Consider the following 14,461-nt stretch of genomic DNA (forward strand, 5'->3'; position numbering starts at 1 on the left):
TCGGACTATAGGTCTATGGGTTTTTACGCAAGTGGAAACAACTTGCTTATTACATTAAGCGGATTATTTCTTTCAATTCTGGCTCGCTTACCAGATCAACTGCTTCACCTTGTGTTACCCAGCGCCTTTTACGTTTATCGCTTTCTGGAAACTCATCTTTTAGCTCATCAACCTTGACGGAATATACATCCACAACACACGGAAGCTTGGTTCCATTTTTCTGAACCTTTTTATAGGTGTAAGTGCCAAGCATATCGCCCTTGATGCGACCCTTACGGACTCCGGCCTCTTCCCAAGCTTCTTCAAGGGCGGTTTCAGGGAAGCTTTTGCCTTCCATTGGCCAGCCTTTGGGAACAATCCAGCGGCCTCTCCTTCGGCTTGTCACCAAAAGAACTTCATTTCCCTTTTTGCCTTTGCGCGTGCAAAGAGCCGCGACTTGACGGCCATGAGGACGCTTCACCATGGACAGCAAGGCACCGCCAACACTGCGGACAATATATGAAAGTTTTGCTACCAATTCGCTGCTCAGTTACATTTTTCTACAAAAATACAGTGTCTTGTGAGAAATTGCAAATTTCCTTGCAACCTCGCAGTGCTATGGCCTCAATATCAAATAGTAAAAAATGTTCTAAAGTTTCGAAATGATAATTTGAAAAAGTAGAAGATAATTGATCTTTAACAGGTGTTAGTGTCTTTGCTGATCCCCCAAACGCAGGAGCAATTATGCAGGAAACCGAATTGAGCCTGAAGTGGCTGGAAGTATTTAAACTCACGGCGGCCTTGGGGTCGGTGCGCGCTGTGGCCAAAGAAACTGGGCTTTCGATCAGCACAGTTTCGCATCATTTACGCAGTTTAGAGACCAAGCTGGGCGTCAATTTGCTGGATCATAAACGCCGCCCAATGGTTTTAACTCCGGCAGGCCGTGAATTTTTAAAATATGTCGAGCAGGCCTTGATGTTGATCCGGAAAGGACAGGCCGAGGTGATGACCGGCAATGTCCATGAAGCGCGCATGCTAAGGCTCGGGTTGATCGAGGATTTTGACAATGATATCGGCCCTGATCTTGCGGTGCGTTTGGCCAGAACCATGCCGAAATGCAACTTTATCCATCGCACCCGCTCAAGTCATGAAATCCTCGATTTGCTGCGTCGGCGTGCAATTGATATTGGGATCGCTAATGTGCCAATCGACGGCGCGCCCGATTTGCAGGAAACACCTTTCCTGCGCGATCCGTTTGTTCTAGCTCTGCCGGTTAATTGCCAACATACGCCAGCCGATCTGCTTGACGGCTTAGATAGTTTGCCGTTTTTGCGCTATGACGCTGGTCAGATTATTAGCAATCAGATCGAAACCCAGCTCAGGCGTTTGAAGATTAATCTGCCCCGGCGGTTTGAAATCGAAAGCAATCAAACCTTGATGGCAATGATCGCCGAAGGGGGGGATGGGCCATTACCACCCCGCTTTGTTATATGCGCGCCAGTCGGTTCCATACAAAAGTAAAGCTATTCCCGTTTCCTGAAAAGGCATTCGCCCGCTCGATTTCCATATTTGCAACGCCAGAATGTGCCACCAAATCCCAACAGATCGTACAGGATATTATGGTACGATTGATCGAAAAACGCGCTCTTGAACCGGCGCTTGCGATGATGCCTTGGCTTGCAGGAAATTTCGGGTTTGATCCTCAGGCGGAATACTAACTTAAGATTTTAAACCCTGCCCGGATTTGCCGATCCTGCTGAGAGGACAAATACTCGGGGCGATGGGTTGCCAAAATGTCTTGAGCACGGGATTTTGCGACCGCCCATGCATCGGGTGCGCCGCTTGCCTGCCAGGTGCGCGGCTCGTCACGATTGGCGAGCGAAGGGTAAAAATAATCGCGCTCCATCGCGGCGAGTGTCTGCGCGCCGCCAAGAAAATGGCCCTCTCCTAAAACTGCCTCGCAAATCGCATCAAAACCAAGGTTGTCCTCTGTCACTTCGATCCCTCTCAAAGCGCGGTAGATGTTTGAATGCATTTCATCATCCAGAACAAAGCCTTCAAAGCTGGCACCAAGAAGCGAGGCGGTCATTCCAGAGCTTTCATAAATCAAATTACCCCCGGCCAATGCTGTCGCCATGGCGGTGATGCCTTTTTCTGCGCCATATTGGGCGTCGATCGCTTTGCTGTCGGTCATTGAAGACGCCACGCCAGAGGGCAGGCCAAGCCAGTTGGACACTTGCGCCGAGGCGGCGTTGAGCACAGCGGATTCTCCGCTGCCGCCAGAAAAGGCGCCAGTGCGAAGGTCAATCACCAGCGGCCAGTTGGAAAATATCATCGGATGGCTGGGTTTGATGGCATGCACCATCACCAAACTGGCCAGGGTTTCGGCCAGTGATTGCGCCAAAAATCCTGCCAATGTGGCCGGGGCTGTGGCCCCAGCCTGTGCTGCAGTTATGCAGGAAATTGGAATATTGTGGGCAATACAGCCGAACACCACATCCACGGCGTCTTCGGCAAATCGCATGGGCGAGATGACTGGGCTAATATGCGCCTTTAAAAAAGGCCGCTTTGAAAATGCGCCTTCACCGCCTGCTGCAATATCTAGCATTTGGACAATTGGCGCGATATGCTCGGCCAGTGTAAAGGCGGTGGCCACGGGTTTGGTGGTGTTCTTTATCAGCGCATAGGCCGTGTTCACATCCAGATCGAAATTATCCGCAACATCCGTTGCAATGCAGCAGCGCGTGAACCAGCTAACATTGGCCAAGCTGTCCTGCAAACGGGTAAAGTCATGCAGGTCTTTGAGCGTAGAGGGTCGATATAGCCCGCTGTCCATATCCAAGGTCTGCACGGCAGCGCCGCCGGTGCCAAAGTATACTTTTTGGCCGCCAACCTCGATTGAGCGGTCTTCGGCGCGCCCATGCAGGACAAATTTTTTCGCCGCGCAATCAATAGCATCTTCGACCAACGCAGGGGGAAATACAATCCGGCCGCGTCCGGTGTCCTCGGCGCCTGCCGCCAAGAGTTTTTCAGATAAATTTTTGGGAACTTCGCCCATTCCAAGCTCGGCTAAAAGCCGCAAGGATGTCTGGTAAATTTCCTCAATGTTACGCTCTGACAATGGACGGTATGCGCCGCCAATTTGACCGGGTGGGCAGGGATCTATGACCGGCTTTGCGGCGCGCTGGGCAAGCCGTTCGCGCCGTCCGCCGCGTTTTGGTTTTGGGGTCTGCTTTGGTGTCATCTATATCCTGTGTATGATGCGCTTTGAGCGCTGACTAAACGGGGTCTGGGCCTGCGTTCACAAGCGAAGAGCCCATATGTGGAAAAATTAGTAACTCTGTTTCTAATTTTTAGAAATTACACGGCTTGGGTTGACCTTAGGCGGCGGTTTTTGTGCAGCGTGCTAACAGAAGATAATCGGGAGAGTGTGTGATGAAATCAAGAACCAAAGTGGTGGTCATTGGCGGCGGCATTGCCGGGTGCTCTACGCTCTATCATCTGACGCAAGAGGGCTGGAGCGATGTTGTTTTGCTCGAGCGTAATGAACTGACCAGCGGAACAACTTGGCATTCCGCCGCGCAGGTCACCAATTTTGGCATGAACCAAACCATGGTTGGGCTGAAAACCCATTCTATAAACCTATATAAATCACTGGCTGAAGACCCCGATTATCCAATTAATTACCATCATGGGGATGGTGGTATAAGGCTGGCCAATACCGAAGCACAAATGCAGGGATATCGCCATTTTGCATCCATGGCGCGCGGTATGGATGTACATTTTGAAGTGATTGACGCCGATGAATGTGCCCGGCGTCATCCGCTGATTTCAACCGATAATCTTTTAGGCGGGCTATGGGATCCTCTGGATGGGGATATTGATCCTGCGCAGCTTTGTCAGGCATTGGCGCGCCGTGCCCGCAAAGCCGGCGCTGAGGTTTATCGCAACACACCCGTGATCGGACTTAAGCAGCATGCAGACGACACTTGGACGGTGCAAACCGAACAGGGCGATATTGCCTGTGATATTGTTGTCAACGCCTGTGGGTACCGTGTCAACGAAGTGGGCGCGATGATGGGGGTACACCATCCGGTGATGTCGATGGAGCATCAGTATTTCCTCACCGAAGAAATGCCTGCTATTGCGGACGCAGGCCACCGGATGCCGCTGCTGCGCTGCCCGATCAGCGATTATTATTGCCGTCAGGAAAAAAACGGCTTGCTTGTCGGGTTTTATGAGCAGGATTGCAAAACATGGGGCATGGACGGGATTGATCCCCATTTTGTCAACGCGCTGTGCCCCGATGATCTTGATCGGGTCAGTGACGTGCTTGAAGGCGCCTTTGCACGGATGCCTGCCTTGATGGACGTGGGCATCCACACCGTGGTCAACGGCCCGATCACCTATACCATTGATGGCGCACCTCTGGTGGGGCCTATTCCGGGCAAACGCAATGCCTATTGCATTATCGGTCTGCGCGCGGGGCTTGGCGAGGGCGGGGGACATGGCTGGCTTTTGGCGCAGCAGATCGTTCACGGTGAGGCCTGTTATGACACTTGGGTTCTAGACCCGCGCCGTTTTACCGGCCATGCAAACGTAGAACTGACTGCGTTGAAGGCCATTGAGGATTATCAAAACGAATTTCGGTTTCATTTCCCGCATGAGCACCGCCCTGCAGGGCGGCCCGCCAAGACAACGCCTTTGACGCCGGTGCTTGCTGCGGAAGGCGCTGAATTCACCGTGGTCAATGGCTGGGAGCGGGTGGATTACATCAAGCCCAATAAGGATTTTCATCCCACTCTTGGGTTTGATTTCGACGAAACTTTTGATCTGGTGGCAGAAGAAATTAGAAACCTGACCGAAAATGTAGGCCTATGCGAAGTCAACGGCTTCAACCGATTTGAAATTACCGGCGCAGATCGGAATGCATTTCTGGACCGGATGTTTTGTGGCCCTGTAACCAAACGCGTTGGCCGCGTGGGACTGGGCTATCTGCTGAACCACCATGGCATGATCAAAAGTGAGGCAACGGTTGCCAATCTGCCCGCATCAGACCGCGGACCAGCGCGGGTCTGGTACGGCTCTGCTGCGGCCAGCGAATTTCATGACATGGATTGGCTGCAATCCCATCTTGATCCAAGCCAAGATGTCCAGATCCGCAGCCTGACCAATGAGCAAACCATATTGGTTCTCGCCGGACCACGCGCCCGTGATGTGCTATCTGCCTGCGCGCGGGGCGATTGGTCAAAAGAGGCCTTTCCGTGGCTTTCCGTGCGTGTATGTTTCATTGGCATTGCACCTGCCACAGTGATGGGGGTCAGCTTTTCGGGTGAGTTGGCCTATGAGCTTCATCTGCCCAATGCATCACTTTATGCCGCTTATTTGGCCCTGCGAAAAGCCGGTGAGGCCCATGGGATGAAGCTTTTCGGTGCACGCGCGGTTGACTCCATGCGGATGGAGAAAGGGTTTTTGCATTGGAAAGCGGATTTGCTGACTGAGTTTGATCCTTTTGAAACTGGACTTGAGCGCTTTGTGAAACTGAGCAAACCTGACTTTATCGGAAAAGTGGCGCTGCATCAGCGCTTTGCAGAAGGTCCCCGCCGAAAACTGGTCACTTTGGAAATCGCATCGCGCGCAGCGCCCGCCCATGGCGGCGCATCGCTCATGCAAGGCGATAAGGTGATTGGCACGGTGACCTCGGGCGAGTGGGGGCACCGCGTGCACAAAAACCTTGCCTATGCTTTTGTTGCCCCGGAACACGCAGCGATCGGCAGCGCCGCCGAGCTGGATCTATGCGGTCAGCGGGTGGCGACGAAGGTCGTCCCATTTAGCCCCTATGATCCCGACAATCTTCGCATGCGCAGCTAGGACTTGGCAAATTTGACTTGCCAGCATCGGCTGGCTTGCGATGCACCAACTTGTCGTTTAGCCTGTCGTTGCGGTCAGGAGTGGGCAGATGCAAGCGGTCAACTATGAGATTTTGAAGGGCAAAGACCCAGGGACCTTGGAGGAAAAGGTCAACGAAAAACTAAAACGTGGTTGGGTTTTGGTCGGTGGGCCGTTTTCTGCAAAGTATGACCTGCATCACTGGTTTTATCAGGCGGTTGCCCTGCCGATAATTTAACCACTTTACTGAGCGCAAAAAATTTACGAATGCAATTGGGTGGCACGGGTCACACGGTTTGCGCCTATTGGCCCAACTCTTCTCGCAGCGCTTTAAAGGTTTCCTCCATCCGGTCGGACTGGGCGCAATCAATACTCATGGTCATGCGTTCTTGCGCGATTTGTTTTGGGCCGTCAAAAGTCACATCTGGATATTTCTGGCTTAGTTGAACCTGCAAACTGCTGCCGTGGTAGGTGCGCACACGCGCTTTGCCATTTACAAAGGGCACGTGCCGCATGGTGCCAAGGTCATGAACAACAAAGGCGTTATCTGGCACCTGACATGAATTGTCTAAATCAATGATGGCAATCAGCGGCAAGGGAGCCGGATCAATCAGCGCCTTTATTCGGTCATGGTAATAATACGCTGCCACCGCTCCCAAAGCGGCTGATATAATTACAGTAAGGATAAAACCCACCACTCTCATTAATGGTCCAAACTTTTAGATTGCGTGAAAACGATAACATTTATCCACCCAAAATAGAAGTAAAACCGGTGCGGCCTGCCAATCCCGTTACCCTTGCCGCATCATCCAGCAAAAAGGCATCGTTTCACAAATCAACTATGCGGAGTACTTTAAAGAGTTGTGCGCCAGAATTGGCCGAATGGCCGATTGCTTTGGCCATGTCACCAATAAAACTGCGCACCCGTTGACGTCGTGCTCACTTAAGGTTTTAGACACGGTTGCAACTGTCGCCACCAAATGCCTTTGGCTTGGTTTTGAGACATCAATGCAGATATCAACACGGTTATTTGACGGCATGCCTTGCTGCATCCATTTACGAGAAAGCCGTTCTGCACCGGCAACAGACATATAAAGTGCCGTTGTGGTACCGGGGCCGGAATGGCGTGTGCTGTCCGGCGTCGGATCATCTGTGCAACCGGCCCCAGAGGCCAGAACAAGCGTATTGGCCACACCGCGTTCGGTCAGGCTTCGTGTAAGGCTTGCTCCTGCGGCAGAGGCGGCCGTAACACCTGGTATAATTTCTACGGTAATACCTACTTTACGGGCGGCTGAAATTTCTTCGCCCGCACGGCCAAAAATTCCTGGGTCCCCGGATTTTAGCCGCACCACACGCAGGCCTTTACGCGCTTCGGCGACGATCATTTGGTTGATCTTATCTTGTGGCCACGAATGTGCGCCAACGTGTTTGCCAACAAAGATCCGTTGCGCATCGCGCCGTGCAAGTTCTAATACTTCGGTATCCACTAAACGATCATAAAGTATGACGTCAGCTTCTTGAAGACGCTGCACAGCACGCAGTGTGAGCAAATCACGCGCACCGGGACCCGCGCCCACCAAGGCAATGTGGCCAGTGTTAGGGTCTTCGTTCGGCAAACCTCCTTCAGCAATCGCTTTCTTGATTTCTTTGGCGGCTTCGCGCTCTGCCCCCTGCACCCAAGTAGCGCTAGGAGCACCCTTGAAAACCCAAGCCCAGAATGCACGGCGCTGCGCTCGGGGGATGTGCCTGTTCACACTTGAGCGCAGACGTCCGGCAAGCGCAGCAAGACCGCCCATGGACTGCGGCAGCATAGCCTCCAAACGGGTTTTAATCTCGCGGGTTAGAACCGGCGCAGTGCCTTCGCTGCCGATGGCAATGACAACTGGATCACGATCTAGAATAGCCGGCGTGGTCATGTCACATAGATCGGGTTGATCAACCACATTGACAGGACAGCCTACAGATTTTGCCAAGGCATGGGCCGCTGCATCCAGCCCGGGGCAACCAGTGCCGATAAAGGCCATGGCAGCACCTTTAAATATTTCGCTTGAAAGCGTTTCTGAGTGCTGCGCGCGGTTGCTGTCAACCACTTCTTGCAGCTCATCCTCCAAATATGGTGCCACTAGCATCAGCTCTGCATCAGTTTTCAATAGCAAGCGGGTTTTTTGGGCTGCCTGTTCGCCGCCGCCGACGATGATGACGCGACGGCCGGTGGTGCGAATAAACATTGGGAAAGATTTCATGGCGGTTTCCTTTCACGCGGTGCTGGTGGCCCTTTGATCATTCCAGAGATCCTCAGCTGCCCTTAAGCCATCGCTCTTGCCCAGGGTCTCTAGTGCTAGAGCTGCGGTGCTGATGATAATATCGGTTTCGAAATTCGTTGGATTCAGCTGCAAGATGGATGTTTTCCCATCTGATACCTTTTGCCCAGACAGCCGGCGGATTTCGCTGCGGATCGCAGGGTATTGGCGTTTCCATATCGCGCCAGAGCGCAATCCAAACGCTTCTGTTGTTTTGGCTGGATGGCGCTCAAACTCGCCACCGCCGCCTTTAATTACGGTTAGGTTGTCCCACCCCATATGTTTGGCCGCATCAGCTTGCAGCAGGCGGTAAGAGGGATGAAACACGCCTTGTGCGCTTGCATTAGCGGCTCCGGGGTTGAGCATACGGCAGACCGTGTTGATGCAAGAGCGCAGGCCAAGCACCTGCCGCAGGTTCAGCAGGTGAAATAAGGCAGGGTGATGGGTTTCAAGGGGCAGATAGGCGATCCGATGCTGTTTGAGAAATTTTGCCGCCTCAGATGGCGAAGATGCAACTCTAATCCTGGCATGGGTAAGGTTTGCGCGCACGCTTTGGTCTGCACCGTTCCAGCCATGCAACAAAACCCTATAACCTGCGTTGGCGACGAGCTTGGCTGAGATTAAAAACCAAGGCGCTCCCCGTGTCCGTCCAGCAGCATAACTGGGCCAATCTAGATCAACAGGTGGTAGATTAGGCAGAGCTGCCTGCGCGCTTGCAGCAAAACCTGCAATTTCCTCTGCAATCTCACCTTTCATCCTGAGCAACATCAGCAGAGCGCCAACCGCCTCGGGTGCGTCTTGCCCCGAAAGCATGGCATCCATGGCGTCAAAGGCTTCCTCTTGGGTGAGCGAGCGTGATCTTCCCGGGCCTCGGCCCAAAGTGCGCACATGCTCGGACAGGGTCATTCTGCAGCCTCTTTTATGGATCGGCGGCCAAGCAGTTCCGTCAGCTCCGGTCTGCAAGAGCCGCAATTTGTGCCGGCGCCAAGAGCCGAACCAATATCGTCAACAGAGGTCAGTCCTTGGGTTTCAACAGCGGAAATGATCGTATTGACACCAATGCCGAAACAGGAACAAAGCACGGGGCCGGGGTCGGGTACATCTTTTGGTGGCACACCCAAAAGCGCTGTTGAAGCATCGTCGCCGGGCAAGGTTGCCAGATAATCACGCATGACTGCCACCGGGGCAGCAGAGATAAATAGCGCCCCGATAAGCCGCCCTTCCTCTTGCAACGCCACCCGCGCAGAGCCGCGCGCAGTATCAACCATAGTAATGGCTTTGGCATTTTGTGCCGCAAAAAGCCGTCTTGCGTAGGCTTCCCAATTCTCTGGCGTAGTCGAACCCGCCAGCTCAGCCCGATATCCCGCTTGAGTTCTGGCAAGTGCCCAATACTCTGAGGTAAGCACCGGAGTGCTTTGCGAAACCGCAAACCCATACCAGCTTGCATCATAGCAAGAGAGCGAAACCACGCTTGCTTTGCTTTCAGGTTGGCCCGAGACAGGATCGCAAGCTGCCGCGACAAGCGCGTCGATCCGCGCACATTGGGCGGTCTGCGCTGTCCAATGCATTGGTGCAAAAACCTGCCGCGGCTGTACGGCGTCGGAAATACGGACCCGCAGGATCGCTGATCCGCTTGCACTTTTAACCTGCACCAGATCCGCGGGCCTGATTGATAGCTCTTTTGCGTCCTCTGGATGAATTTCCAGAAACGGTTCCGCCAGATGTGCTGACAAACGTGGACTTAACGCCGTTCGTGTCATGGTGTGCCACTGGTCGCGCACGCGCCCGGTGTTCAGTTGGAAAGGATACTGTTGCGAGGGTTTTTCGGCCGGAGGCTTCCATGATACTGGCAGGAAACGGGCTTTTTTATCGGGATGAAAGAACCCGCCGTCTGCAAAGAAGCGTTCACCCCGGAGTGAAGTCGTCACTGGCCAGCGTTGCGGGGCCATGGTCTCGTATTCACTTTCGGAAAGCGCCGACAGACCCGAGATATCGAAGTCACGGCCAAACTGTCCTGCAATGCCCGAAAGTGCGGCATACTCGCGGAAAATCTCGGCCTCATTGGTGTAGTCGAAGGCTTTGGCAAAGCCCATGCGGCGCCCGACCTCAGCCAAGATGGCCCAGTCCGGTCGCGCCTGACCGGGGCGCGGTAAAATACTGCGTTGGCGGCTAATCGTGCGATCAGAATTTGTGACGGTGCCCTCCTTTTCCGCCCAGGCCGTCGCGGGCAACAGCACATTGGCCACTTGGGCGGTATCGGTCTGCGCAGTAATGTCGCTGACTACGGTAAAAGGGCATGACCCGATGGCGGCCATAACAGCATCGGCCTCGGGCATAGAAACAGCTGGGTTGGTATGGATGATCCACAGGGCCTTGATCTGGCCGGAACGCACTGCACAAAACATATCTACAGCCTTAAGACCGGGCGCGTTGGGTATAGACGTAGCCCCCCAAAAATCGCGCACGGCGCTGCGATGATTGGCGTTTTCAAGATCAAGATGGCACGCAAGCATATTTGCCAGCCCACCGACTTCGCGCCCCCCCATGGCATTGGGTTGTCCAGTGACAGAAAACGGTCCACAGCCCGGTTTTCCAATCCGTCCAGTGGCAAGGTGGCAGTTCAGAATCGCATTAACTTTATCAGAGCCCGAAGTGGACTGGTTTACGCCCTGTGAATAAACCGTCACCACCTTTTCAGTATTGATCCAGAGATCGCAGAAGGCTTTAATTTCCTCATCTGATAAGCCTGTTGCATCAATGCCATCTTCCTGAGCGGCTTTCAGGGCGTCATCAAACCCTTCGGTGTTTTCCATATAACTGTTATCAAGCCCGCCCTGTTCACACAGCGTAACAAGCAGGCGATTGAAAAGCGCCACATCACTTCCGGGCTTTAAAGCAAGGTGCATATCGGCGCTGTCACAACTGGCCGTGCGGCGGGGGTCAATAACGACGATGCGTGTGCTGCGGGACTTTCGCGCGGCAAGCAAACGTTGATACAGCACCGGGTGGCACCACGCGAGGTTCGAGCCAACCAAAACAACCAGATCTGCCTGATCAAGGTCTTCATAAGTGCCCGGCACTGTATCACTGCCAAAGGCTCGTTTGTGACCGGCCACCGAAGACGCCATGCAAAGGCGCGAATTTGTATCGATGTTGGCCGAGCCGATAAACCCTTTCATCAATTTATTGGCAACATAGTAATCTTCGGTCAGAAGTTGGCCCGATACGTAAAACGCCACACTGTCAGGACCGTGATCTGCAATGGTTTGAGAAAAAGTATCTGCCACCAATTGCAGGGCGTGATCCCATGTGCTGTCCTGACCATCAACACGCGGTGCAAGCAGCCTTTGGTCTAGGCCAACCGTTTCGCCCAAGGCCAAGCCCTTGGAACAAAGGCGCCCAAAATTCGCGGGATGTTCTGGATCGCCGCGCACAGCAAGACCGCCTTCACCATCGGGGCGCATAAGTACGCCGCATCCTACGCCGCAATAGGGGCAAGTGGACCGCGTTTCGGGCAAGCCCGTCCCGTCCATCAGGCCACGCTCCTCGGGCTGAGTTTTGCACTGTTGATAAAAATGCGCCCGTTTTCCACTTGCACTGGAAATGTCTCAATGGAACTGTTTTCGCCTTGAGCCTGTCCAGTATTTAGATCAAAAACCCAGTTGTGCAGCGGGCAAGTTACGGATTGGCTGTGCACGATACCTTCGGACAACGGACCGCCCTTATGTGGACAGCTATCGGTCACTGCAAAAACCTCATCTGCATCAGTGCGAAACACAGCTACGCATCCCAAGACAGTTTTAATCTTCCGTGCCCCGCGCAGAGGAATATCTTCTAACCTACCAATTTCGACCCAGCTCATTCCGCAGCCTCCAATGTCAAATCTGCCAACGGCTGGTATCGTGCGGCTTGCTGTGTATGCTCGGCCCAAGGGTCTTTGCGGTAGATGCTTTGTGAAAGTTCAAACGCCTCAAGCAATCGGGCACGCTCTTCCAGATCATCGACCACCCGCGCCTTGACCCAGTCAAGTCCGACCTTTGCGACCCATTTATAGGGGCGGTCAAGATATTTGGCGTTTTCGCGATACAGCTGGATGAATGCCACCGTGAGGTCGATAGCCTCTTGTTCGGTCGCGGCGTATGCTAAGCGCTCGGTTTCCTTCACATCCATACCGGCGGCGCCCGCAACCCCCACTTGATAGCCGCTGTCGACGCAGATAATGCCGACGTCCTTGCAGGTGGCTTCGGCGCAGTTGCGCGGGCAGCCTGAGACGGCGAGCTTGACCTTATGGGGCGTCCATGACCCCCATAGGATCTTTTCCAGTTTAATTCCTAATCCGGTGCTATCCTGTGTGCCAAACCGGCAATGGTCAGTTCCGACACAGGTTTTGACTGTGCGCAGCCCTTTGGAATAGGCATGACCCGAAACCAGCCCAGCCTTGTTCAGATCGGACCAGATAGAGGGCAAATCTTCGCCTTGAACACCAAGCAGGTCGATCCGCTGGCCGCCTGTGACCTTCACTGTTTGGACGTCATATTTTTCCGCCGCATCCGCGATGGCACGCAGTTCGGTCGGATTGGTAATCCCCCCCACATACGCGGCACAACGCTAAAGGTACCGTCTTTTTGAATGTTGGCGTGTTTGCGTTCGTTGACAAAGCGGCTTTGTGGGTCGTCTTGGTAATCAACTGGCCAGTCTGCCAAGAGGTAAAAATTTACGGCTGGACGACAAATATGACACCCGTTACGGGTTTTCCAACCAAGTTCCTGCCAAACAGCTTCTTGACTTTTTAGGTTCCGGCTTTTGATCAGGCGGCGTACATCTTCGTGTGTTAGATCGCTACATCCGCAGATGGGCTGCGCGGTGGGCATTTGAAAATCATCCCCGAGCGTGACCTGTAAAACCTGCTCGACCAGACCGGTACAGGTGCCGCAAGACGCACTGGCCTTTGTTGCGGCTCGCACAGCACCTAGATCGGTTGCCCCATCCGAGATTGCATCCACGATGGTGCCTTTGCAAATGCCGTTACAGCCGCAGATTTCCGCATCAAGCGGCAAGGCTGCAACGGCTGAAAGCGGGTCCGCGGTATCGCCCCCTTGAAACGCTGGGCCAAAGATCAGCGTTTCCCGCATTTCATCGATCTCCGTTCCGTCCTTGATCAATTGAAAGAACCAGTTGCCATCAGCTGTATCGCCGTACATGACAGCACCCACCAGACGGTCATCTTCAATCACAAGTCGCTTGTATATACCTTTGCCTGGGTCCCGCAGCACAATGTCTTCGCGCCCTTCGCCATCAGCAAAATCACCTGCGCTAAAAAGATCACAGCCGGTGACTTTAAGCTTGGTTGCAGTATCCCGAACGATAAAGGCATCTTCTTTGCCAAGCAGCGTCTGCGCCAGTATCTTGGCTTGATCGTAAAGGGGGGCCACAAGACCAAACAGGTGGCCATTGAATTCGACACATTCCCCGACAGCAAAGATATTGGGTTCAGAGGTCTGCATTTGTGCGTTTACCTCGATCCCGCGGGCGACATCCAGCCCAGCATCAGTGGCCAGCCTTGTTTCAGGCCGAATACCCACAGCCATCACAACCAGATCGGTAGGCAGAGTTTCACCGCCTTCCAAAAGCACCGCTTCGGCGCGGTCGTCCCCAATAATTGCCTTGGTCGAGGCAAGCGTTCGGATGGTTATACCGCGGCTTTCAAGATCTTTGCGCAGCAGATACCCAGCGGCCTCGTCCAATTGCCGTTCCATCAGGTGGCCCATCAGATGCACGACCGTGACATTCATGCCTCTTTCGGCCAAACCTGCTGCGGCCTCTAGCCCCAACAGACCGCCACCGATAACAACCGCGTTTCCGCCTGTTTCGGTGGCCTCAATCATGGCATTGGTATCATCAATGTCGCGGTAACTGATCACGCCGGGAAGGTCTTTTCCCGGCACAGGGATAACAAAAGGGGCAGATCCGGTTGCGATAACCAGTTTGTCATAGCTTACAGAACCATTTTGCCCTGTTATGACCTTTGTGTCCGCATCAATGGCAACCACAGGTTCGCTGAAACGGCAGGTCACGCCCTGAGCCGCGTACCAATCCGCATCGTGGGTGACAATTTCGTCATAAATTTTCTCACCCGATAGAACCGGAGACAGCATGATGCGGTTATAATTGCCACGTGGTTCAGCATTGAAAAGGGTGATGTCAAAAGCCTCTGGGGCAGTTTCTACAAGCTGTTCGATAACCCGGCCTGACGCCATGCCTGCGCCGATGATTACAAGGTTTTCCTTCATTGC

The 14,461-nt window shown here is 53.6% G+C and carries 9 protein-coding genes and 2 pseudogenes; 3 read left to right on the top strand and 8 right to left on the bottom strand.

What is annotated here, in order from left to right; translation table 11 throughout:
- Nucleotides 1-49 precede the first annotated feature (49 nt).
- The gene (locus GN278_02570; GenBank protein XAT62513.1) at nucleotides 50-463 is read right to left on the bottom strand and encodes an NUDIX domain-containing protein; all 414 of its coding nucleotides are present in this window, start codon (nucleotides 461-463) and stop codon (nucleotides 50-52) included.
- A 260-nt stretch (nucleotides 464-723) separates the two neighbouring features.
- Between GN278_02570 and GN278_02575 the strand changes: the two are divergent.
- Nucleotides 724-1,697: pseudogene (locus GN278_02575) on the top strand (LysR family transcriptional regulator).
- Here GN278_02575 and GN278_02580 read toward each other — a convergent pair.
- The gene (locus GN278_02580) at nucleotides 1,694-3,223 is read right to left on the bottom strand and encodes a trimethylamine methyltransferase (protein ID XAT59800.1); all 1,530 of its coding nucleotides are present in this window, start codon (nucleotides 3,221-3,223) and stop codon (nucleotides 1,694-1,696) included. The pseudogene GN278_02575 and the gene GN278_02580 overlap by 4 nt on opposite strands.
- 191 nt (nucleotides 3,224-3,414) lie before the next feature.
- Here GN278_02580 and GN278_02585 point away from each other — a divergent pair, with 191 nt between their 5' ends.
- Together GN278_02585 and GN278_02590 are read left to right on the top strand one after the other, a co-directional pair.
- Nucleotides 3,415-5,850, top strand: a complete 2,436-nt coding sequence (locus tag GN278_02585; GenBank protein ID XAT59801.1) for an FAD-dependent oxidoreductase — start codon at nucleotides 3,415-3,417, stop codon at nucleotides 5,848-5,850.
- 88 nt (nucleotides 5,851-5,938) lie between these two features.
- Nucleotides 5,939-6,106 (top strand): DUF1737 domain-containing protein, encoded by a 168-nt coding sequence (locus GN278_02590; protein XAT59802.1) that lies wholly within the window; start codon nucleotides 5,939-5,941, stop codon nucleotides 6,104-6,106.
- A 64-nt stretch (nucleotides 6,107-6,170) separates the two neighbouring features.
- On the opposite strand, the gene GN278_02595 is transcribed toward GN278_02590, so the two are convergent.
- From GN278_02595 to GN278_02620, 6 genes and pseudogenes are all read right to left on the bottom strand, one after another.
- On the bottom strand, nucleotides 6,171-6,572 hold the full coding sequence (locus GN278_02595) for a hypothetical protein (protein XAT59803.1): 402 nt from the start codon (nucleotides 6,570-6,572) through the stop codon (nucleotides 6,171-6,173).
- Between the two features lie 135 nt (nucleotides 6,573-6,707).
- Nucleotides 6,708-8,096, bottom strand: a complete 1,389-nt coding sequence (gene cobA, locus GN278_02600; GenBank protein XAT62514.1) for a uroporphyrinogen-III C-methyltransferase — start codon at nucleotides 8,094-8,096, stop codon at nucleotides 6,708-6,710.
- 27 nt (nucleotides 8,097-8,123) lie between these two features.
- Nucleotides 8,124-9,074 (bottom strand): glycosyl transferase family protein, encoded by a 951-nt coding sequence (locus tag GN278_02605; GenBank protein XAT59804.1) that lies wholly within the window; start codon nucleotides 9,072-9,074, stop codon nucleotides 8,124-8,126.
- Complete coding sequence (locus GN278_02610) at nucleotides 9,071-11,701, bottom strand: molybdopterin-dependent oxidoreductase (GenBank protein ID XAT59805.1); 2,631 nt, start codon at nucleotides 11,699-11,701, stop codon at nucleotides 9,071-9,073. The genes GN278_02605 and GN278_02610 overlap by 4 nt, the downstream gene beginning before the upstream one ends.
- Nucleotides 11,701-12,030 (bottom strand): nitrite reductase small subunit NirD, encoded by a 330-nt coding sequence (gene nirD / locus GN278_02615; GenBank protein ID XAT59806.1) that lies wholly within the window; start codon nucleotides 12,028-12,030, stop codon nucleotides 11,701-11,703. The genes GN278_02610 and nirD overlap by 1 nt, the downstream gene beginning before the upstream one ends.
- Nucleotides 12,027-14,458 (bottom strand): annotated as a pseudogene (locus GN278_02620) (nitrite reductase large subunit). Before GN278_02620 ends, nirD begins: the two are co-directional and overlap by 4 nt.
- Nucleotides 14,459-14,461 lie beyond the last annotated feature (3 nt).

This window comes from Rhodobacteraceae bacterium Araon29 (genome assembly GCA_039640505.1).
Taxonomy (GTDB): domain Bacteria; phylum Pseudomonadota; class Alphaproteobacteria; order Rhodobacterales; family Rhodobacteraceae; genus CABZJG01.

Coding starts and splice junctions, on each gene's coding strand:
- GN278_02605 (XAT59804.1), bottom strand. CDS start 9,074: ATGACCCTGTCCGAGCATGTGCGCACTTTGGGCCGAGGCCCGGGAAGA.
- GN278_02580 (XAT59800.1), bottom strand. CDS start 3,223: ATGACACCAAAGCAGACCCCAAAACCAAAACGCGGCGGACGGCGCGAA.
- GN278_02595 (XAT59803.1), bottom strand. CDS start 6,572: ATGAGAGTGGTGGGTTTTATCCTTACTGTAATTATATCAGCCGCTTTG.
- GN278_02570 (XAT62513.1), bottom strand. CDS start 463: ATGGTGAAGCGTCCTCATGGCCGTCAAGTCGCGGCTCTTTGCACGCGC.
- nirD (XAT59806.1), bottom strand. CDS start 12,030: ATGAGCTGGGTCGAAATTGGTAGGTTAGAAGATATTCCTCTGCGCGGG.
- GN278_02585 (XAT59801.1), top strand. CDS start 3,415: ATGAAATCAAGAACCAAAGTGGTGGTCATTGGCGGCGGCATTGCCGGG.
- GN278_02590 (XAT59802.1), top strand. CDS start 5,939: ATGCAAGCGGTCAACTATGAGATTTTGAAGGGCAAAGACCCAGGGACC.
- cobA (XAT62514.1), bottom strand. CDS start 8,096: ATGTTTATTCGCACCACCGGCCGTCGCGTCATCATCGTCGGCGGCGGC.
- GN278_02610 (XAT59805.1), bottom strand. CDS start 11,701: ATGGACGGGACGGGCTTGCCCGAAACGCGGTCCACTTGCCCCTATTGC.